This window comes from Kocuria dechangensis, assembly GCF_014636775.1.
In the GTDB taxonomy this organism is placed as follows: Bacteria; Actinomycetota; Actinomycetes; order Actinomycetales; family Micrococcaceae; genus Kocuria; species Kocuria dechangensis.
Window position 1 is genome coordinate 1 of record NZ_BMEQ01000043.1, and the last position, 17,032, is coordinate 17,032.

The following is a 17,032-nucleotide window of genomic DNA, read 5'->3' on the forward strand; positions in this document are numbered from 1 at the left end:
TGCTCCGCCACCGCATCCTCCTCGGCTGACGGACGCCCACCCAATCACCGAAAGTGCGACAGAGCCGCAACAACGGTGTAAGAGGCCCAATCGCCCCCTTCGGGGCTGGAGGGTCGACATGAGCGAGAACATCGAGACACTGGTGGACGTGAACCCACCGACACCCGGTGACGAGCCGGAAGAGAGCCCGCAGCTGAGCGCGGCGAACGCAGGTGAAGTCTTTACTGATGGGGAAACGCGTTATCCGGTTTTTCGGTGATCGCAGGCCATCGGGACTGTTGGCGATTCAAGAGAAGTCCACGAGACTCATCACGACATTGCGCCGGGCCCAGATCGTCGCCGACGAGAAGTCCTTCACCGACTGCTGAGGAACCCATCCGTTCAAGGCACTGGCCAGGAACACCTCACGATCAGGGGCGTGCCCGCCGACGGGAGCGAACCGCACGTTCTCACCGTCGTGGTCCATGAGACCGTCCTCAGGCTCCGGAAACCGATTGCGGTCCTCGCACACAGATTGCGTCCCACGCAATCACCGCCAACGAATGCCGACGTCAGAAGGCGAATGGGTCCGTTGAGCGTAGGCTTCTTCCACGCCACGCACGACCCGGCGCCCTGCGGTGCTTACGCCGAATCGGCCCAGGTGAAGAGCATATCGAGGGAGCGGCGGCGCCGTTACCCGGAACCTCACGATGTGTGCAGAGCGCATATGGAATCGTTTCCGCTTCACATCAGGCCGGCTACCGGTCTGTAACTGACGGGGGTGCACCCCGCCGCGATGTCTCGTCCGATACCCCCTCAGCAGTCGAAGACCGACCAGCAGATGTCGTTGCGCCGTCGTTCGTCCTCGAGCACGAGCTCGCGAATCGGTTCCGGGAGTTGGGCACGCTGCCACCGGCATTCATCTCGCCTCGCGGTCTCGGCCTCGCCGTGCGAAACGGCGGCTCGTGCGGCCTTGATCGCGTACGCGGCCGCGCCGAGATCATGGGCGGCGACGTGGGCCACTGCGCCGGCCTGACCTGCTGCGTAGGCGGCGTGTCGGGCTGCCCCTCGCTTGTCCCGGGCCGCGGCCATGGCATGACCTCCTGCCGCGCGGGAGGCCATCATCGTGACCTCGCCACGCACCCATGCGCGGGCGTATTCGATGGCCAAGCGCGGTCGACGATCCTGGGGGTGAGCGGACTCGAACAGATGGAGGACGTGCTCAGCGCACGAGGCCGCCCAGAGAGCGAGCAGATGATGATCCGCATCCGTCAAGGTCCCACCGCGGCGGATCGTGACCAGGCGCGGATCGGGAACCTTCGGGAGAATCATGATCGGCAGCTCCCTGGAGACGTAGGCCGCCGGACAACCTCTGGTCGGCCACCTTGGAGCCTACTCCCGGCTCTGCCAGTCATACGGGACGAGTTCTCGCACCTGCTGGACTCGTTCCACTCTGCTTCCAGTGTGTTCATGCAGGTCGTCACTCCGCTGGACCGTCTGGGGCGGTCGACGCAGAACATGCTGGCGTTCGTCGAGGCCCTGCAGGGCAGGGGCGCAGGGTTGCGGGTGCTCAACCTCGGGGGGAGGGGGAGAGACGTGGACACTGCCACCCCGATGGGCTCGATGGTCTTCACCGTCACGGCGGCTCTGGCCTGCCCGTGCCGGGCGTCTGAGCGGACGCCGTCGGGGTGGTCGTGGACGACGCATCGGCCGGTCGAGGCCATGGGCCGCGCCGGCCGCCGGATGACCGACCGGGGCGGTTCAGACGCTCGTGCGGGTGAACGTCATATGGGTGACTCCACTGGGGGAGGAGGTGGCCTCGACCCGGTAGCCCGCTTCCAGACCCTCCAGCCCCTCCCACAGGCGTTTGCCACGGCCCAGCAGGATCGGGACCACCACCACGTGCAGATGATCGACGAGCCCGGCCGCCAGGAAGTCGCGGACCGTGGTGGGACCTCCGCCGATGCGCACATCCTGGCCGTCCGCGGCCCTGCGCGCCGTCTCGAGCGCCTCCGCGGGTGAGGCGTCCATGAAGTGGAACGTGGTGCCGCCCTCCATCTCGATCGATGGGCGTGTGTGATGGGTGAGGACGAAGACGGGGGTGTGGAACGGTGGGTTGGGACCCCACCAGCCCTTCCACCCGGGGTCCTCGTGCCACCCGGGATAGCCGAACTTCCCCGCCCCCATGATCTCGGCGCCGATCCCCACACCGTGCTGCTGGGCGAAAGCGTCGTCCACGCCGCCGCTGCCGCCGGGATCCCACCACCGGGTGGCGATCATCCACTGGTGCAACCTCTGTCCGGCGTGCCCGAAGGGGGCATCCTGGCTCAGACCCTCACCGGTGCCGAAGCCGTCGAGCGAGACGGAGAAGTTGTGGACGCGGGCCAGTGACATGGCGGGTGCTCCTTCGATCTCGGCGACTCCGTCCTCTGACGATGATGACCGCTCAGCGCACTCGGGGAAAGAGGCACCTGTCGCCGACGCCGCCGTAGTCCTGGAGCTGTGGCGCTTCGGGCAGGTCAACATGGACTAGATGCACGGCTGAGTGACATCTGATCCGGCCTGTCCGCGGAGCTGCCAAGAAAGATGCCGCCGATGCCCCGAGTGAAGACCGGAAGGCGGCATGCAAGGGAACTTTTGCATATGGCCGGTTGGAGGCGGACCGCGTTGCGGTGAGGGGGCCTGTGGGGGCACCGTCGGTGGACCCAGAGCATGCTGGCCTTCACCGAGCAGTTGCGCAGGAGTGGTACTGGACTGCGGGTGCTGAACCTCGTGGGGGGAGATGTGGACGCCCTCATCCCTATGGGCTCGATAGTTGCGGCACGCGGCTCCGCCACCCTCGCGTCGTAACTGTTGCAGTCCTCGCTCAGTTGCCGGGAGCGAGGGGACCGTACATGTAGGAGGCGGTGACGCCGCCGTCCATGAGGATGTCGCTGCCGCTGAGAAACGCGCCGCGGTCGGTCATCAGCAGCTCGCCCACGGTTCCCACCTCGTCGGGGGTTCCGGCCCGCCCGGCGGGGCTGAGGTCGAGCATCCGACGGTACCCCTCGCCGCGTGGGCCGGTGAGCTCGTCGCGGGCCAGCGGGGTGATGATGATGCCGGGGCTGATGGCGTTCACGCGGGCGCCACGGCGGCCCCAGCGCACGGCCTCGGCCTTCACGCGCAGCACATTGCCGCGCTTGGCGAGCTGGTAGGCCAGCAGCGGATCGGTGACCTGATCGGGCTGGAGCATGGGCAGGGCGAGAAGTTCCTCGACGGGCGTGGTCGCCAGCGCCTCGTCCTCCTCGGGGGTGAGGGCGGGCAGCCGGTGCCCGGACTGGGAGGCGATGACCACACCGGCTCCGCCGTGGGCGATCACCGCGCCGAACTCCTCCAGGACCAAGGCGGTGCCGTACAGGTCGACCTTCAGGATGGTCTCCGGCGCGGCTTGACTGGGTGAGACCCCGGCGGCGTGGATGACGCCGGTGACCTCGCCGGCCGCGGTGGCGGTCTCCACGAGTGCGTGCACGGACTCGCGGGAGGAGACGTCCACGACGGCGGTGCTCACCTGAAAACCCGCATCGGCGAGCACCTGCGCGGCCGCGTCTGCGTTCTCGTGACGCAGATCGGCCAGCAGGACGTGCTTGCCCGCGCCCACGCGTCGGGCGATCGCCTGCCCGATCGAGCCGGCTCCGATGACGACGATGACATTGCTCATCTCTGGTCCTCCTTGATTCTTTTCGCTGCCTCGCCCTGCGGTGATCCGCGTCGCGGGCGTCGGCCACCTGCTGTACCGCGTGGACGAGGGGCCGGCGGTTATTGCTGATCCTGGACGTTCGTGAACAGGTCGGTTCAGCGGGGGCCGGTCGGCACGGGGGGTGTCGCTCGGAGGTGCTCGTCGTCGGTGAGGTGGGCGCCCCACTCGGTCTCGGGCCGGTCATCCCCCGGGGCGGGGGCTTCCCACATGGCCAGATGCGTCATGAAGTGCTCAGGTGCTGCCCCGTGCCGGTGCTCCTCCCCGGGCGGGGTGTAGACGGTGTCCCCCGGGCGCATCACCACCACCTCACCACCACGGGCCTGGATCAGCCCCACGCCCTCGGTCACGTGCAGGGTCTGGCCGGCGGCGAAGATGGCGGCGGAGATCGCCACGCCGAAGGCCGCGCCCAGCGAGGAGGCCATCTTGTAGATGCCGGCTGCGGATCCGGCCTTGGCGTCCGGGACGTTGGACAGGGCCGCGTCGGTGGACGGGGTCGCGTAGAAGCCCAGGCCGGACTGCAGGGAGGTGAATCCCGCGGCTCGCTGGACCAGGCCGAGGGAGACAATCAGGGTGCCGGCGGCCCCGTCGAGCAGGAAGTCGGACAGGGTGGCGCCGGAGAAGGTCATGTTCGAGAACAGGCTCAGATCCATGAAGGTCTGGTCCTTGCTCGTCTCGATCTTGAAGAAGAACAGGATCATCCCCACGAACACCACCAACAGGGCGCCCTGGTCGACGCGGCGGCCAGCAGCAAGGCGACGCTCACGGAGATGCTGCTCCGCCTGGAGAAGCGGGGTCTGGTGGTCCGCCACGCGCGTGCGGACGACAATCGGCGGCGCGAGGTGGAGCTGACCCCGGCGGGGAAGGAACTGCTGAGCCGCTCGTAGCGGCACGTCGAGCAGGTGGACACCGGCCTGCTGAAGAGGCTCCCGCCCCACGACCGGGTCGAGCTGCTGCGCATCCTGCGCACCCTGGCAGCTGACGAGTGACGAGGTGAACGGCTGACGGCGAGCAGGTCGAAGCCTGGCTCGATCGACGCCTCGGAGGGGTGACCGTGCACTCCTCCGGGCGCTGCCTGTGCCGGCCGTCCGGACTTCAGGTTCTCCTCGGGCACACCCGTGCCCCACGGGTCGGAGAAGCAGCCCCGGGGGCAACGGATGCGGGGAGGCCTGTGGGGCGCACAGCACCCCTGGAGCCCCTCGCAGATCCCAGCGCTGGTCCTTTGCAGGTCACCAGGTGCAGCGCGGTTACTTCAGGCCCTCGGTGACGTCCTTGGCTGCGTCCTTGAGCTTCTCGCCGGCCTGCTTGAGGTGGCCGGTGCTCTCCTGCGCCTGGCCTTCGGCCTGCAGATCACGGTTGTTCGTGGCCTCGCCCACCTTCTTCTTGGCGGCCCCGGCGGCCGTGTCCGCGGCGTTGTTGATCTTGTCTGCGAGTCCCACAGGAACTCCTCTGGAGCGGATGGGCAGGTGCCTCCAGGGTAGGCCCGAGACCACGGTGAGGGAACGGGCGGGGCCCACGTTTCGGTCCCACCCTGGTGTTCGTCTCGGCCTTGGCCGGGAGCATGGGGGTCTGGCCTACGCGATGGGTGCGCACGCCCCGGCCGTCAGCACCCCACCACCGACCGTTCCTCTCCTCTGTCAAACCGCTCCACCGAGTCGCAGGACACGTCCTGAGGGACGAGGATGGGTGCACGATGCCGTCAGCATCGGAGTACGGTCGAAGGAGTGTGCCGCAGATGAGCGCCGAAGCGATCAGGATCGTCCTCGACGGACAGGACTTCTCCGTGAAGGCCCGCCCCGGCGCCTCCGGCGTCTACGACTTCGACTGGCTCAACCACCCGGTCGGCTACGGGTTCACCTGCGCCGGTGGCCCGCTGAGCCGGACAGAGATGGAACAGGCCATCAAGGACTTCCTCGCGGGCATCAACCCGGCCACCGGCTTCCTCGACTGAGCGAGCGAGGGCTCCTCGACCCGGATCCCGGTGGAGCGCCGCACGACGTGCGCGAAACCCCTGACGGTGAGAAAGGCGTGATCAGTGTGCCGTCCCACAGCGTCAGGAACAGCCCGGTGACGGCGGTCCGGGTGCGTCCTGTCATGCCGGAGAATCCACGGCGGAACCGAGGAGGCGTGTCGGGCCGCCGAGCTCGGATCATCGTGCTGCTGGGCATCGACGGGGCAGGGAAGACGACGACAGCCGCGGCGCTGGTGGCGGCGGAACGGGAGTCGGGGCGGGAGGCGATTCTGTTGCGCAACCGATCCGGTCGCCGTTGGCTGGCACGCACCTCGGCGCGCTTCGGCGTGGAAGTGCCGGTGCGGTGGGCGGACCGGGTCGAAACGGTGGTGCGCACCGCCAACGTCCTGGTCGCCCAGGCTCGGGCCGGGCGCCGGGACGGTCTGGTGGTGATCGACCGCCACCTGGTGTGCCAACTGGTGCTGCGCAGAGTCCGGGGTCTGCCACCGGGGCGGGTCCTGCCGTGGCTGTCAGCCCGGTGGCTGCACGGGGCGGTCGTGGTCGTGCTCGACGTCCCGGCCGAGACCGCCCGTGCACGGATTCTCGCCCGCGGGGAGGACGACGAGTCGCTGGAGTATCTGCGCACGACCCGTGCGACCTACTTGGAGTTCGCCGGTGCCCGGGGCTGGGCCGTGGTGGACGCCACCGGGGCGCCCGAGGCGGTTCTCGCCCGGCTCACCGGCTCCGCCGTCCTGAGATGAACCTGCAGCGTCGGACCGGTTCTCGAAGGAGGAGGACGGCACGGTGGTGTCAGCACGCTTGACCGGATGGGACCGGTCCGAGATCGGTGCGATGATCAGCATCGGCCCGGGGACCGGCGGACTAGGAGCAGCTGACGAACGCCTCTGCTCCGCTCATCGCCGAGACGACGAGGTTGCTGCGGACCAGGGACTCGCAGGCGGAGACCGCCTCCACCCAGTCCGCTGTGGTGGTGACCGCGGCGAAGTTCGACTGCAGCAGCACCATCAGGGTGCGGTGGAGATCCTCGGCCGAGACCCGACCGGCCTCATTGGCGAGGTGGATCGCCCCGGTGGCATCGGAGAGGATCTCGGCGGCGAAACCGTGCCCTTCGGCCTCGACCGCGGTCGCCAGGTCGCAGTTGTTGGTCATATATCCGACGATCGTGATCGTGTCGACTCCACGCTCACGCAGCCAGTCGGCCACATCGGTGCCGGCGAAGACGCTGCCGTACCCCTTCACGACCCGCTTCCACTCCCGGCCGTCGATCCGCTCGAGATCAGGATGGAGCGCGTATCCCTTCGAACCGGCCGCGAAGATGGGCGACTCCTCACCCATCTCGTGCTGGACCATCACAACCGGCATGTCCTGCTGGGCGGCGACATCGACAACGCGGCTGATGTTGGCCAGCGACTCCTCGCGGGGCGGGTGCTGGATGCCCATCGGGCCGTCGAAGTATTCCATCTGGGCGTCGACGACGACCAGGGCGCGGTGGGGTGCAGTCACGGTGTCTCCTCTGAAACTGGTGGCAGGCCGGCGGGGGCGCTCGGTCCGTACCCCAATACTCCGGCCGGGCCGATCGCCGCCGCGAGCGGCCCGCGTGCACGATTACGATGAGATCGGGCCACTTCTCCTCCGCTGTGGCCCCAAGGGGGGAGCGGAGTCTGGTGCGGATCGCGATCTATGCGTTCGAGGGCGTGACGATGTTCCACCTGGCCGTGCCGCAGCTGGTGTTCGGCGAAGTCACCGGGCTGGGTCTGGCCGAGGGCTGGGACACGGTGCTGTGGAGCACGGGCACGGACACGATCACGACGGCCGAAGGGCACTCGTTGGGCGGTATCGCCGGACCGGAAGCCGTGGAGGACGCCGACCTGGTGGTGATCCCGTCCTGGCCGTATCCGCCGGTGGCGGTCGCCGATCCGCTGCGCACCGTGCTCGTCGGCGCGCATGCGCGCGGGGCTGGTGTGGTGGGTCTGTGCATGGGTGCCTTCGCCGTCGCCGAGGTCGGTCTGATGTCCGGCCGGCCGGCCGTGACCCACTGGCAGGGCATGGAGGAACTCGCGGTCCGTCACCCGGAGCTGGCCGTGGACGACTCGGTGCTCTACATCGACCACGACGACGTCATGACCTCCGCCGGCACGGCGTCCTCCCTGGACGCCTGCCTTCACCTGGTCCGCAAGCATCTCGGTGCTGCTGCCGCCAACCGGGTCGCCCGCAGCCTGGTCGTGGCCCCGCACCGGGAAGGTGGCCAGGCACAGTACATCGAGCGTCCGATCGCCCGGCCCGACAGCGGGGATCCCCTGGCCGCCACGCTCGACTGGGCGATGGCCCGGCTGCACGAGCCCCTGTCCATCGACGAGCTCGCCTCCCATGCCCGGATGAGCCGCCGGACCTTCGTGCGCCGCTTCCGCGGCACCACCGGCACCACCCCCGCCCGGTGGGTCCTGGCTCGTCGCCTCGACGAGGCCCGGAGTCTGCTGGAGACCACGGACTGGGGTGTCGACCGGATCGCGCTGGCCTGCGGTTTCGGCAGTGCTGTCACGCTGCGGCAGAACTTCACCGCGGCCTACGCCACCACGCCCTCTGCCTACCGGCGCAGCTTCGCCCTCAGGGCGACCGCCCGTCAGGTGCATCGGCCCTCGGTGCATGAAAAAGAAAAGGTGCCTGAAGTCTGTGAGGAGGCGGGCGGGACTCACCTGTCAGAGGCATGAAGCAGCGGCCGGCTGCGTCGCGGATCGGGTCTCCGGGGGGCCCGTGCGGCTGATCCCGGACATGTTGCCGAAGCTCATCACCGGCGAGGAGCCTGGCCAGGCCGCGCGCCGGAGGCACTTCTGGAGCACGTGTGCGGTGCTCGAGGAAGCAAGCCGAGGATCGCGGGGGACGCGGCCTCAGGGCGTTCGCTGCCGTCCCGGTCCACGACCGGGAGTCACGAGCGCACGAGGCGGGCGATGGCGTCGGAGGCTTCCTTGAACTTGGCGTCGGCGGCTTCGCCACCGAGCTGGGCGGCGTCGGCGACGCAGTGCCTCATGTGGTCATCGAGCAGTCCCAGTCCGACGTTGCGCAGCGCGGAGGTCAGGGCGGAGATCTGGGTGAGGATGTCGATGCAGTACTGCTCCTCGTCGACCATCCGGGCGATGCCGCGGGCCTGGCCCTCGATGCGCTTGAGGCGGGCCAGGTAGCGGTCCTTGTCGCTGATGTAGCCGTGGGCGGTGTGGCACTCGGCGGCGGGGGTGTCGCTGGAGGTGCCGGGGACAGGTGTGGTGTCCATGGTGGTGTCGTCGTCTTTCGGTCGGTTCCGTGTGGGCCGGCGGCCCTGGACCAGCTGTGGAGCTGGTCCAGGGCCGCCGGTGCCGGGGGCGGTGCCTGGGATCAGGCCGGGGCGTACTTGGCGGGGTCGGCGTCGAAGGCCGGAGCGCAACCGGCGCAGCAGAACCAGTATCCCTGGCCGGCGTGGTCGCGCTAGAGCCCGGCCGCCTCGGCGTCGGCCCTGTCGACGGGGGTGGCGACCATGACCGGGCACTCGGCGGTGTCGTTGTTGCCCTGGGCAGGCTCGGCGGTCAGGGCCAGTCCCTGGAGACCCCTTGGAGGAGATACCCGTCCTGCTCCACGGTGACTTCCGGGGGCGGCAGAGGTGGTCTCGACGGCGAAGGCCCCGGTGAAGGCCACCGCCGGCCCCGCCTGGTAGACCCCCAGACGTCCGGCGGCGTTCACGCTGACCGCACCACCTGATAGCCGGCCTCTCAGACGGCGGCGACGACCTCCGCCTCGTCCACCGGCTCAGCGCTGGTGAGGGTCAGCAGGCCGCTCTGCTGGCTGACCTCCACCCCGGTCACGCCCGCCATCCCGTGGACCTCCTCGCGCACCGACATCCCGCAGTGCCCGCAGTGCCCGCAGTGAGGAGCTCTCCGATGCCTTCTGTCCCGTCCGCGTCCACGCGGCCCGACGCTGCCGGGGGCTCCCGGGGCGGGCTGGTCCCGCTGCTGGTGATCGCCACCGCCCAGCTGATGCTGGTGCTCGACGACTCGATCGTCAACATCGCGCTGCCGTCCATCCAGCGCGAGCTCGGGGTCACAGCGGTGCACCTGCCGTGGATCGTCCACGCCTGCATCCTCGCCTTCGGGGCGCTGCTGCTGCTCGGCGGCCGGATCGGGGACCTGTTCGGGCGTCGTCGGACCCTGGAGGCCGGCATCACCGTCTTCATCGTCGCCTCACTGGTCGGCGGCCTCGGGCAGAGCACCGCGATGCTCATCGTGGCGCGGGCCGTGCAGGGCCTCGGAGCGGCGATGACCGCACCGAACGCCCTGGCCCTGATCGCCACGACCTTCTCCGACCGGAAGATGCGCGACAACGCGCTGTCGCTCTACGGGGCGATGTCCGGTCTGGGCATCGTGGTCGGACTGCTGGTGGGCGGGGTGCTCACCGGGACCCTGGGGGGATTCACCCTCAACGCCCGGCCGGCGACCGAGGAGGACACACCCGATCCTGCCGACGCCCTCCCCGCAACGGCACGTTGAGGCAGGAGCCAGGAAGCCCTGACCACCAGCTCCTCCGCCGCCGGCGCGGGGGACCTGGTGGAGCACCATCGGGAACCCCTGGGCGGCCCGCCTCTGGCGGGCGCTCGGAGCTCGTCGTCCGGGCCGCAACTGCCGCTCACTCCACGGTGCTGAGGTCCAGGCGGGCTCCGGCGGCTGTGATGGCCACCGTGCTCAGGGCGGCGAGGATCGCCGCGACGACCAGGAGAGCCTCGGGCACTCCGACGGCGAACGCACTCCTGACGCCTACGGCCTCAGTGCCCCCTAGTTCATCGACAGCACCATCGCCGGGTCCATCACTGCCACCGCCACCGTCGCCCGCTTCCGCGTGCCCGACCTCGACCTGGACGCCCTCGCCCACACCATTCAGGACGCCGCGCACCGCGTCATACGGCTGCCGACCATCACCCCGCTCCCCGCCGCTCACTGAGGCGGGGGAGCCGGCCACACAGGTCGCCCGGGACCTGCTCCTCAGCCAGGGTCTCCGCGCAGCACGTCGACGTGGACATGGTCGAGGTGACGCAGGATCTCGTTGCCGGGCTCGGGCGCGTCGTAGTCCTGCCACTGCCCTCGCGAGCTGTGGACGCTCCAGAACCGGTCGTCGAAGATGACGTACTGGACGTCCAGGTCCTCGGCATGAGCGACCAGCCAGTGGGCCAACAGCCATCCCTGGCGCCGGTTCTCCTCGGTCACCGGGCGGAAGAAGACGTCGACGGCGCGGCCGTCGTAGTGCGTCGACTCCGCCCCGTGGCCCTGGTCGATGCCACCCGGGGCGAAGCCGCCCAGGCTCTGCTCACCGAACACCTCGGTCATCGCTCCACGAAGCCGCTCGGCGCGCGGGGTCAGGCCGGTGCCGGTCAGCTGCTGTTCCTGGAGGTCGCGGTCGGCTGAGCCGCGGCAGGCCAGGCTCGCAGCGGCGTCCTCGGGCGGCCCGTCGGCCAGCCGCTGCAGCACCGCCTCGTCGATCCCGGTGGTGTCCGGGGCCTCCATCCCGCGGGCCGAGAGCGCCACCGCCGTCATGACCCGCTTCGCCTGATCACGGTCGAGGCCCACCTCCCCCTCGGAGGTCTCGACCGTGCACTCCGCGCCCCAGGGCGGCCAGCCGTCGCCGGCGCGCAGGCCGCTGAGCACGCCGGGCCCGAGGAGCACCAGCGTCCCCGCGAGCACCCCGAGCAGCAGCAGAAGGCCCAGGAGCGGGCGCAGGAGGCGGCGCCGGCCTCCGTGCCGCTCATCGACGGTCATGGCGAGCACGGACGTGCCGGCAGCACGGCGACCTCGTGGGTGCCGGGTCGGGCCGGCACCCGGGCCGGGGTGGGTCCGAGGGCTCCGGTGCCCGGCACGGCGATCTTCCTTGCGATGACGCATCCCTTTCGTGGCGTGGCGGTGCTCCAGCTATAGCAGAACGGGCGGCACCCGGCGAGGACCTCCACGCAACGGCACAGGTTCCCCTGCGGGTGTCCGGCACGCTGAGGCCACGGACTGGTGGACCGGGTCGGCCGCCACGGCCGGCCTCGTCCTGCGCGGCAGCGGGGCCGGGGTTCGTCCTTGCCGTCTCAGCCGGTGTGCCGTCCTGTGAGCTTGTCCCGGAGCCGGTCGACCATGCCCACCCCTGGGCCCACGGTCTTGTGGAACAGCGCGGAGTGCGGAGCGTGGGGGTGCGGTCGGGTGGGTGCCAGTTTCTTGGCGTTCTGCACCTTCTCGCCCAGATCGACGCGGTCTTCGACAGGGATGTGAAGTCGCAGCCTCGGGAACTGGTCGGACTCCTCCTCGTCGATGTGGTGGCGCAGATGTTCCTCCAGCTGCCGGACCAGGTCCATGAACGTCGTGCCGGAGGCGTCGGCGTCCTCCATCCGCTTCATCACCTGGACGATCTCGTCGTGCTCTTGCTTGTCGTGGGCGACCTCCTCGGCACCGTTGGGCACGTGCTTGGCGATGGCGGGGTAGACGTACATCTCCTCGGCCACGGCGTGGCGCATCACCTCCGCGATCACGGTGTCGGCCAGGTCCCTGCGCCGGTCGGCATCCGGTGTGCTCTCGATCTGGCCGATCAGTTCCAGCATTTCCCGGTGGTCGATGGTGAGGATGTCGACGACATCCGCACCCGGTCCACCAGCATGGGTCTCGCTCATGAGAGGTCCCTCCTTCGGGTCGTTGGTTCCTGAACGAAAGTACGAGTACACGGGCGCAGCATCCGACTGGAGGCCATGCCGGTCATGGCCGTGGCCGGCGTGCTGAGAGATCACGACTCCAGGGCACTCGAGCGCCCGTGAACCGGTCCGGTGTTCCTTGTGCATGCCGCGTCCACCTCTCCTGCGGGTGAGCGTCGGTGCCGGATCCACCCGCGTGTGAGCGCTCGGTCGTAGGAGATGCACTTGGTGCTCATGCCGACAGCCGCAGTGCGGACCCGAGGCGGTGCCGGGCCTGTGGTGGCAGGGCGGTCACGGGGCGGTGAGCGGGCAGCCGGGCGGGGGAGAGCACCTCGACCAGGCCGCACCGGGACAGGGTTTGATCGTGATCGACGGCTGCACGCAGCTGCTCCACCGCGGCCGCTTCAACGTGCTCGGCGCAGGTGAGGTCCACGGTGACCATCCCGGAGGGGATCAGAGTCTGCGCTCTGACGATCAACGGGTGCAGGGCGTGCTGGTTGGTCTCGGTCACGCACCCGGTGACGACCAGGCGCACGTAGGTCCCGTGGAGGTCGACCTGGACGAGCACGGAGAGCTTGTGGTCCATCTAGCACATCCTTCGTTGCACGTGCTGACTCTTCCGGCCGTCTGCTTGACCTATTTCCACGGTAGGGAGGAGGTGACCGGTGCCACAAGGATGTGTCCTCCGATCGGCCCACATTTCGCCTACCGACGGGTAGGGCCGGCTCCCGTCCCGGGGCGGTCCCCATGACGGAGCTGCCTCGCGTGCCGTGGCTCGGCGGTGTCCAGCACCGACATGCGTTGGACTTCCTGGCCTGCGACGACGTGGACACCGCTGACTGGCTGCCCCCGTCGTCGTCGTGATCCCCGTGGTGCGCGGATCACGGTCGAACGCTCTCGGGGGCCCTTCAGCGTCCGTAGTAGTGCCCCCAGTCCAGGGCGTCGCCCAGGGACCGGTCGCTGAAGCCGGGGTGAGCGGCGCGCAGGTGCGCCATGTCGGCGTCGGTGTCCCAGGGGCCGTAGCCCGTGCGGATCCCCTCCTCGATCAGGGCACCGCAACGTGCCACCGCCTCGTCGATCTGCTCGCGGGAGCAGAGGTCCCCCAGCGCCTCGACGAGGTCGATCCTCCCCAGCCCGTACTCCGCGATGTGACCGGAGAAGCGCCGGTTGAAGTAGTGCAGGGCGAACACCGCGTCGAGCGCAGGCTGGACTCGCGCTCCTCCTCGGTGAGGGCCTCGGGAGCGGGCTTGCGGTGGGGGCGGAACCGGTGGTTCACGGAGTCCTCCAAGGGGCGGGGAGAGCGCCGGCGGCGGGTGCGGACGACCAGCCACGCGCCCACGGCAGCAAAGCCGGCGATACGGATGATGGAGGGCGTCTCGGGGTGCGGGTACGTGGTCAGCGGCCGCTCCGGTAGCCCCAGTTCAGGGCCTCGGCCAGGTGCTCGGGGCTGAACCCGGGGTGGGACAGCTGGAGCTCTGCCCGGTCGTTGCGGGCGTTGCGGGCACCGAACCCCAGGTCCTGGGCGTGGGCGAGCAGCTCCTCGGCGCGCAGGATCGCGTCGTCGATGGACTCCGCGTCGTGGAGGTCTCCCAGGGCTGCATGGACGTCGACCGGCTCCTGGCCGGGATGGCTGGGGCCGGTGTGGCGGCGGTTGAAGAGGGTCAGGGTGAAGGCTGCGTTGGGCAGGTTCTCGTCCCGGGCTCGGGTGACCACCTCGAGTTCCCGGTCCGCGGCGTGGCCAGTGCTCGGCGGCGGCTCAACGGTGGAGTGCGCGACGGCGGGACGCTGGAAGGTCACCTCGTCCTCGTTCTCGTCCTCCCCGTCCTGGTACCCGGACGGGGAGAGCGGTTGATCGAGCCGTGCGGCATGCTCGCGCTCCTCCGGCCGGAGCCGGGCCTTGCCGAAGAACCAACCCACCACGGCTCCGCATCCCACGAGCGCCGCGCCCCACAACAGCTGGCGGGTGAGCGCGGCGATGAGCACGCCGATCACCAGACCGACGAGCAGTCCCTTCTGCAGCGGATCCAGGCGTTGCCAGCTGAGCCGGAAGTTGTTCATGTACCCATCCTCTGCCGCAGGAGTCGTCAAGTCACCGCTGACCCACGCCTTGAGCAGGACGGGGCTCGCACCCACCAGGATGCAGAGGTCGATGGATGCCCCGCTACGGGTGAAGCAGGCCTGGACCGTCCCTGCCGCCCCGACGGAGGCAGGGGGCGTCGTCGGTGATCACGGACGCCAAGATGACGTTCATCGTTCTGCACTGACATGTCGCAGCACGCCGCAGAGGGTCTGGTGCCGCAGACTTGGCAATGGCGCCGATGCGAACCAGCACAGCGTCTCGACGACCACGCAGATCGGGTCTGCCTCTCCGCAGCCCGCCGGACTCCCGCCCCTGTGAAAGGACGGCACCATGGGAAGCCTGTTCGACAGTCCGATCACGCTCATCCCCCTGTTCCTGGCGCTGGTGATCATCGCAACGATCGGCGTGGGGGTCATCGTGCTGGTCACCCACAGCACTGCGCGACAGAACCAGTCGCGATACGAACGTCCGGGCCCAGTGCGGCGGCAGGTGCCGCCGGCGGGCGGGCAGCGGGTGCCGCGGGGCGCTCCGCCGTGGCACCGGTCAGGAAGCGATCCCGTTCCCGGCTCCACCGTGCAGCACGATGGCGGCCAGAACGCTCCCCGCCCCGGTTTCCAGTCCTAGCGGCGTCCTGCCGGAGGCCCCGCCGGACGCCAGAACGCCTCGGCGGCCGAGCTGTGCCGGCGAGAACGCACCAAGGAAACGCCGTGATCCGCAGGACACTCCCTGGAGTGGTCGGCATGGCTGCCACCACAGCTCGTCTCGGGCGGCGCCTGTCGTGGCTGCTCAACAGTCATGCGGACCGCCCCGTGCCGATCGAGGACGCCGCGCGCCGGATCGCCGCCTTCGTCCACGGCAACCTCCTCGTCCTCGCCGCCCTGAAGTGGTGGCTCACGCACTGACGGCCCCCGGCGGAGCATCTGCGGCGCAACGCCTTCACCGCTCGTGGACGAGCGGTCCTCACGGTCCTGGCCGGCGGCGGGGGTCAGGTGTCCCTGCGCACCCCGGACCCGGACCTCTGTGCCTCTGCTGGGGGTACTGCCTGGGTCCCGGCCGGCCCCTGACAGCGCAGCTGCCGCGCGAGGTGGGCGCCGTACCCCAGACAGACGACGTGGACCGCCGCGGAGACGTACAGCTCCTGCTGCAGGTCCATGGTGGTGAGGTCGCCGCTGATGTTGAGCAGGATGTGGAACACCACCCCGGGCATGATGGATCCGGTCAGGGCCACCAGCAGCGCCAGGACGAGACCGATCGCGACGGCGACGACGATCTGGAGCAGCTGCTGCTCACCGGTGTAGCCGCGGGCCAGGTTCACGACGTGGCCGATCCCGAAGGTCACCCCGGAGATCACGATCGCCCGGCGCACCCCGCTCTGCTCCCTGATCGCCTGGTAGAGGAAACCGCGGAAGATCAGCTCCTCCAGGAACCCCACGCACAGCATGAGCACCGCGACCAGGGCGATGTCGAGGCCGTCGAGCCGGTGGTCGAAGCCCTTGGGGACCTGCAGCAGGACCATGAGCAGCAGCGGCAGAAAGTACAGCGTGGCCCGGTGGTCGGCGGAACGGGGGGCGCGCAGGCCGTAGTAGCCCAGCCACCCGTTGGCCTTCACATAAAGCAGCAGAACCACGGACAGCACCACCAGGATCGGGGCGGTCACGGCGTTGTCCCGGCCCATGGCCGCCGAGGCGGTGTCACCGATCCCGACCAGGACGATCAGGAGGACGATCCAGGCCAGGGCGTGTGAGATCGGGCTTCGTGTGCGTAGGTTCTTCACCGATATCACTTCTCCTCACGGACGACGGTCCCGGCGGGCAGGCCGTGGAGCGGCCTGGGGGATGCCGCGGGATCGGGACCAGGAGCGGAGCGCGGGGGGCCTGCCGTCGAGGACGGCCAGGCTCATTCGCACTCTGCCACCTCGACGCATCGTTTCGGGGAAGCCGAGGACACCCTGGTGTGTCACTAGTGCGAACGACATGCCGGGCTGGAACGGCGGCGGATCCTCTCCCTCGTGCTGCCGGGCGCAATCACTTCTTCGAGCCAGGGGGGGGAGGCCGGATCGGTCGGCTCTGTGGAGCGCAGCGTCAAACGACGTTGGGGTCCCCGGGGGATGCCGCGGCGCCCGCGTCGACGTCGTACCGGTAAGACCTCCTTCCCTTCTGCGCGGCCTCCTCGAGCACGCGGCACCGGGAGAGGGCCTGGTCGTTATCGACGGCCGCATGCAGCTGCTCCACCGCGGCCGCTTCCACGTGCTCGGCGCAGGTGAGGTCCACTGTGACCATCGCTGCCAGGATCACCGACTGTGCTCCGGAGAGCGGCGGGTGCAGGGCGTGCTGGCTGGTCTCGCACCCGGTGACGACCAGGCCGCACATAGGTCCCGTGGAAATCGCTCTGGACGAGCAGGAGTGCTTGTGGCCCATCAAGCACCTCCTTCGTTGCACGTGCTGACTCGTCCAGCTGTCTGCTCGGGCTTTATGCGGTAGGGAGCAGATGAGCAGTGCCACAAGGATGTCTCCTCCGACCGACCCAGTGGCGTCCCCTAGCGTGGTGTACACCCGGCCCTGAGGGCGTGGCGTTCCGAACGTGAGGCGGCCA

The 17,032-nt window shown here is 69.5% G+C and carries 24 protein-coding genes and 2 pseudogenes; 9 read left to right on the forward strand and 17 right to left on the reverse strand.

Annotated features, from left to right (window positions below; translation table 11 throughout):
- The first annotated feature begins 118 nt into the window (after positions 1 to 118).
- Positions 119 to 259: a hypothetical protein gene (locus IEW07_RS19575; RefSeq protein WP_188540293.1), complete on the forward strand. Its 141-nt coding sequence runs from the start codon at positions 119 to 121 to the stop codon at positions 257 to 259.
- A gap of 27 nt (positions 260 to 286) precedes the next feature.
- Here the strand turns inward: IEW07_RS19575 and IEW07_RS19580 are convergent, their stop codons facing one another.
- Together IEW07_RS19580 and IEW07_RS19585 are read right to left on the reverse strand one after the other, a co-directional pair.
- Positions 287 to 466 carry a hypothetical protein gene (locus IEW07_RS19580; protein ID WP_188540294.1) on the reverse strand — a complete coding sequence of 60 codons (180 nt, stop codon included), beginning with the start codon at positions 464 to 466 and terminating at the stop codon, positions 287 to 289.
- A 329-nt stretch (positions 467 to 795) separates the two neighbouring features.
- The gene (locus tag IEW07_RS19585) at positions 796 to 1,311 is read right to left on the reverse strand and encodes a putative immunity protein (protein WP_188540295.1); all 516 of its coding nucleotides are present in this window, start codon (positions 1,309 to 1,311) and stop codon (positions 796 to 798) included.
- Between the two features lie 144 nt (positions 1,312 to 1,455).
- Between IEW07_RS19585 and IEW07_RS21785 the strand changes: the two are divergent.
- Positions 1,456 to 1,632, forward strand: a pseudogene (locus tag IEW07_RS21785) (recombinase family protein); the annotation flags it as partial.
- Between the two features lie 108 nt (positions 1,633 to 1,740).
- Here IEW07_RS21785 and IEW07_RS19595 read toward each other — a convergent pair.
- From IEW07_RS19595 to IEW07_RS21790, 3 genes are all read right to left on the reverse strand, one after another.
- The gene (locus IEW07_RS19595; protein WP_188540297.1) at positions 1,741 to 2,373 is read right to left on the reverse strand and encodes a dihydrofolate reductase family protein; all 633 of its coding nucleotides are present in this window, start codon (positions 2,371 to 2,373) and stop codon (positions 1,741 to 1,743) included.
- A 472-nt stretch (positions 2,374 to 2,845) separates the two neighbouring features.
- Positions 2,846 to 3,676, reverse strand: a complete 831-nt coding sequence (locus IEW07_RS19600) for an SDR family oxidoreductase (protein ID WP_188540299.1) — start codon at positions 3,674 to 3,676, stop codon at positions 2,846 to 2,848.
- 134 nt (positions 3,677 to 3,810) lie between these two features.
- Complete coding sequence (locus tag IEW07_RS21790; protein WP_371870251.1) at positions 3,811 to 4,137, reverse strand: cupin domain-containing protein; 327 nt, start codon at positions 4,135 to 4,137, stop codon at positions 3,811 to 3,813.
- Here IEW07_RS21790 and IEW07_RS21795 point away from each other — a divergent pair.
- Positions 4,063 to 4,599, forward strand: a complete 537-nt coding sequence (locus IEW07_RS21795; RefSeq protein ID WP_188540303.1) for a MarR family winged helix-turn-helix transcriptional regulator — start codon at positions 4,063 to 4,065, stop codon at positions 4,597 to 4,599. The genes IEW07_RS21790 and IEW07_RS21795 overlap by 75 nt on opposite strands.
- A gap of 360 nt (positions 4,600 to 4,959) precedes the next feature.
- Here the strand turns inward: IEW07_RS21795 and IEW07_RS19615 are convergent, their stop codons facing one another.
- Complete coding sequence (locus IEW07_RS19615) at positions 4,960 to 5,151, reverse strand: CsbD family protein (protein WP_188540305.1); 192 nt, start codon at positions 5,149 to 5,151, stop codon at positions 4,960 to 4,962.
- 296 nt (positions 5,152 to 5,447) lie between these two features.
- On the opposite strand from IEW07_RS19615, the gene IEW07_RS19620 reads away from it, so the two are divergent.
- Complete coding sequence (locus tag IEW07_RS19620) at positions 5,448 to 5,663, forward strand: hypothetical protein (protein ID WP_188540306.1); 216 nt, start codon at positions 5,448 to 5,450, stop codon at positions 5,661 to 5,663.
- A gap of 176 nt (positions 5,664 to 5,839) precedes the next feature.
- A complete protein-coding gene (locus IEW07_RS19625; RefSeq protein ID WP_229741995.1) occupies positions 5,840 to 6,424 on the forward strand; it encodes a nucleoside/nucleotide kinase family protein in 585 nt (194 codons plus the stop codon).
- A gap of 121 nt (positions 6,425 to 6,545) precedes the next feature.
- Here the strand turns inward: IEW07_RS19625 and IEW07_RS19630 are convergent, their stop codons facing one another.
- Complete coding sequence (locus IEW07_RS19630; RefSeq protein WP_188540308.1) at positions 6,546 to 7,187, reverse strand: isochorismatase family protein; 642 nt, start codon at positions 7,185 to 7,187, stop codon at positions 6,546 to 6,548.
- Positions 7,188 to 7,348: 161 nt separating this feature from the next.
- Between IEW07_RS19630 and IEW07_RS19635 the strand changes: the two genes are divergently transcribed.
- A complete protein-coding gene (locus tag IEW07_RS19635; protein ID WP_188540310.1) occupies positions 7,349 to 8,392 on the forward strand; it encodes a GlxA family transcriptional regulator in 1,044 nt (347 codons plus the stop codon).
- A gap of 215 nt (positions 8,393 to 8,607) precedes the next feature.
- On the opposite strand, the gene IEW07_RS19640 is transcribed toward IEW07_RS19635, so the two are convergent.
- From IEW07_RS19640 to IEW07_RS21805, 3 genes and pseudogenes are all read right to left on the reverse strand, one after another.
- On the reverse strand, positions 8,608 to 8,949 hold the full coding sequence (locus tag IEW07_RS19640; protein ID WP_188540312.1) for a metal-sensitive transcriptional regulator: 342 nt from the start codon (positions 8,947 to 8,949) through the stop codon (positions 8,608 to 8,610).
- A gap of 101 nt (positions 8,950 to 9,050) precedes the next feature.
- Positions 9,051 to 9,119, reverse strand: a pseudogene (locus IEW07_RS21800) (hypothetical protein); the annotation flags it as partial.
- A gap of 21 nt (positions 9,120 to 9,140) precedes the next feature.
- The gene (locus IEW07_RS21805) at positions 9,141 to 9,392 is read right to left on the reverse strand and encodes a hypothetical protein (protein WP_371870252.1); all 252 of its coding nucleotides are present in this window, start codon (positions 9,390 to 9,392) and stop codon (positions 9,141 to 9,143) included.
- A gap of 197 nt (positions 9,393 to 9,589) precedes the next feature.
- Here IEW07_RS21805 and IEW07_RS19650 point away from each other — a divergent pair, with 197 nt between their 5' ends.
- Positions 9,590 to 10,195, forward strand: coding sequence for an MFS transporter (locus tag IEW07_RS19650; RefSeq protein ID WP_229741996.1), 606 nt, complete (start codon positions 9,590 to 9,592; stop codon positions 10,193 to 10,195).
- 489 nt (positions 10,196 to 10,684) lie between these two features.
- Here the strand turns inward: IEW07_RS19650 and IEW07_RS19655 are convergent, their stop codons facing one another.
- The 5 genes from IEW07_RS19655 to IEW07_RS19675 all read right to left on the reverse strand — a co-directional run bounded on the left by IEW07_RS19655 (position 10,685) and on the right by IEW07_RS19675 (position 14,418).
- On the reverse strand, positions 10,685 to 11,455 hold the full coding sequence (locus tag IEW07_RS19655; RefSeq protein WP_188540314.1) for a VldE C-terminal domain-containing protein: 771 nt from the start codon (positions 11,453 to 11,455) through the stop codon (positions 10,685 to 10,687).
- A 311-nt stretch (positions 11,456 to 11,766) separates the two neighbouring features.
- The gene (locus IEW07_RS19660) at positions 11,767 to 12,342 is read right to left on the reverse strand and encodes a hemerythrin domain-containing protein (protein ID WP_188540316.1); all 576 of its coding nucleotides are present in this window, start codon (positions 12,340 to 12,342) and stop codon (positions 11,767 to 11,769) included.
- Between the two features lie 250 nt (positions 12,343 to 12,592).
- Positions 12,593 to 12,946, reverse strand: a complete 354-nt coding sequence (locus IEW07_RS19665) for a hypothetical protein (RefSeq protein WP_188540318.1) — start codon at positions 12,944 to 12,946, stop codon at positions 12,593 to 12,595.
- 322 nt (positions 12,947 to 13,268) lie between these two features.
- Entirely contained in the window at positions 13,269 to 13,550 is a 282-nt protein-coding gene (locus tag IEW07_RS19670) for a hypothetical protein (protein ID WP_188540320.1), read from the reverse strand.
- 205 nt (positions 13,551 to 13,755) lie between these two features.
- Positions 13,756 to 14,418 carry a hypothetical protein gene (locus IEW07_RS19675; RefSeq protein ID WP_188540322.1) on the reverse strand — a complete coding sequence of 221 codons (663 nt, stop codon included), beginning with the start codon at positions 14,416 to 14,418 and terminating at the stop codon, positions 13,756 to 13,758.
- Between the two features lie 352 nt (positions 14,419 to 14,770).
- Between IEW07_RS19675 and IEW07_RS19680 the strand changes: the two genes are divergently transcribed.
- Together IEW07_RS19680 and IEW07_RS19685 are read left to right on the forward strand one after the other, a co-directional pair.
- Positions 14,771 to 15,064: a hypothetical protein gene (locus IEW07_RS19680; RefSeq protein ID WP_188540324.1), complete on the forward strand. Its 294-nt coding sequence runs from the start codon at positions 14,771 to 14,773 to the stop codon at positions 15,062 to 15,064.
- 116 nt (positions 15,065 to 15,180) lie between these two features.
- Positions 15,181 to 15,342 (forward strand): hypothetical protein, encoded by a 162-nt coding sequence (locus IEW07_RS19685; RefSeq protein ID WP_188540326.1) that lies wholly within the window; start codon positions 15,181 to 15,183, stop codon positions 15,340 to 15,342.
- 83 nt (positions 15,343 to 15,425) lie between these two features.
- Here IEW07_RS19685 and IEW07_RS19690 read toward each other — a convergent pair whose 3' ends face one another.
- Together IEW07_RS19690 and IEW07_RS19695 are read right to left on the reverse strand one after the other, a co-directional pair.
- Entirely contained in the window at positions 15,426 to 16,214 is a 789-nt protein-coding gene (locus tag IEW07_RS19690) for a CPBP family intramembrane glutamic endopeptidase (protein WP_188540328.1), read from the reverse strand.
- Positions 16,215 to 16,521: 307 nt separating this feature from the next.
- Complete coding sequence (locus IEW07_RS19695; RefSeq protein WP_188540330.1) at positions 16,522 to 16,857, reverse strand: hypothetical protein; 336 nt, start codon at positions 16,855 to 16,857, stop codon at positions 16,522 to 16,524.
- Positions 16,858 to 17,032: the final 175 nt, after the last annotated feature.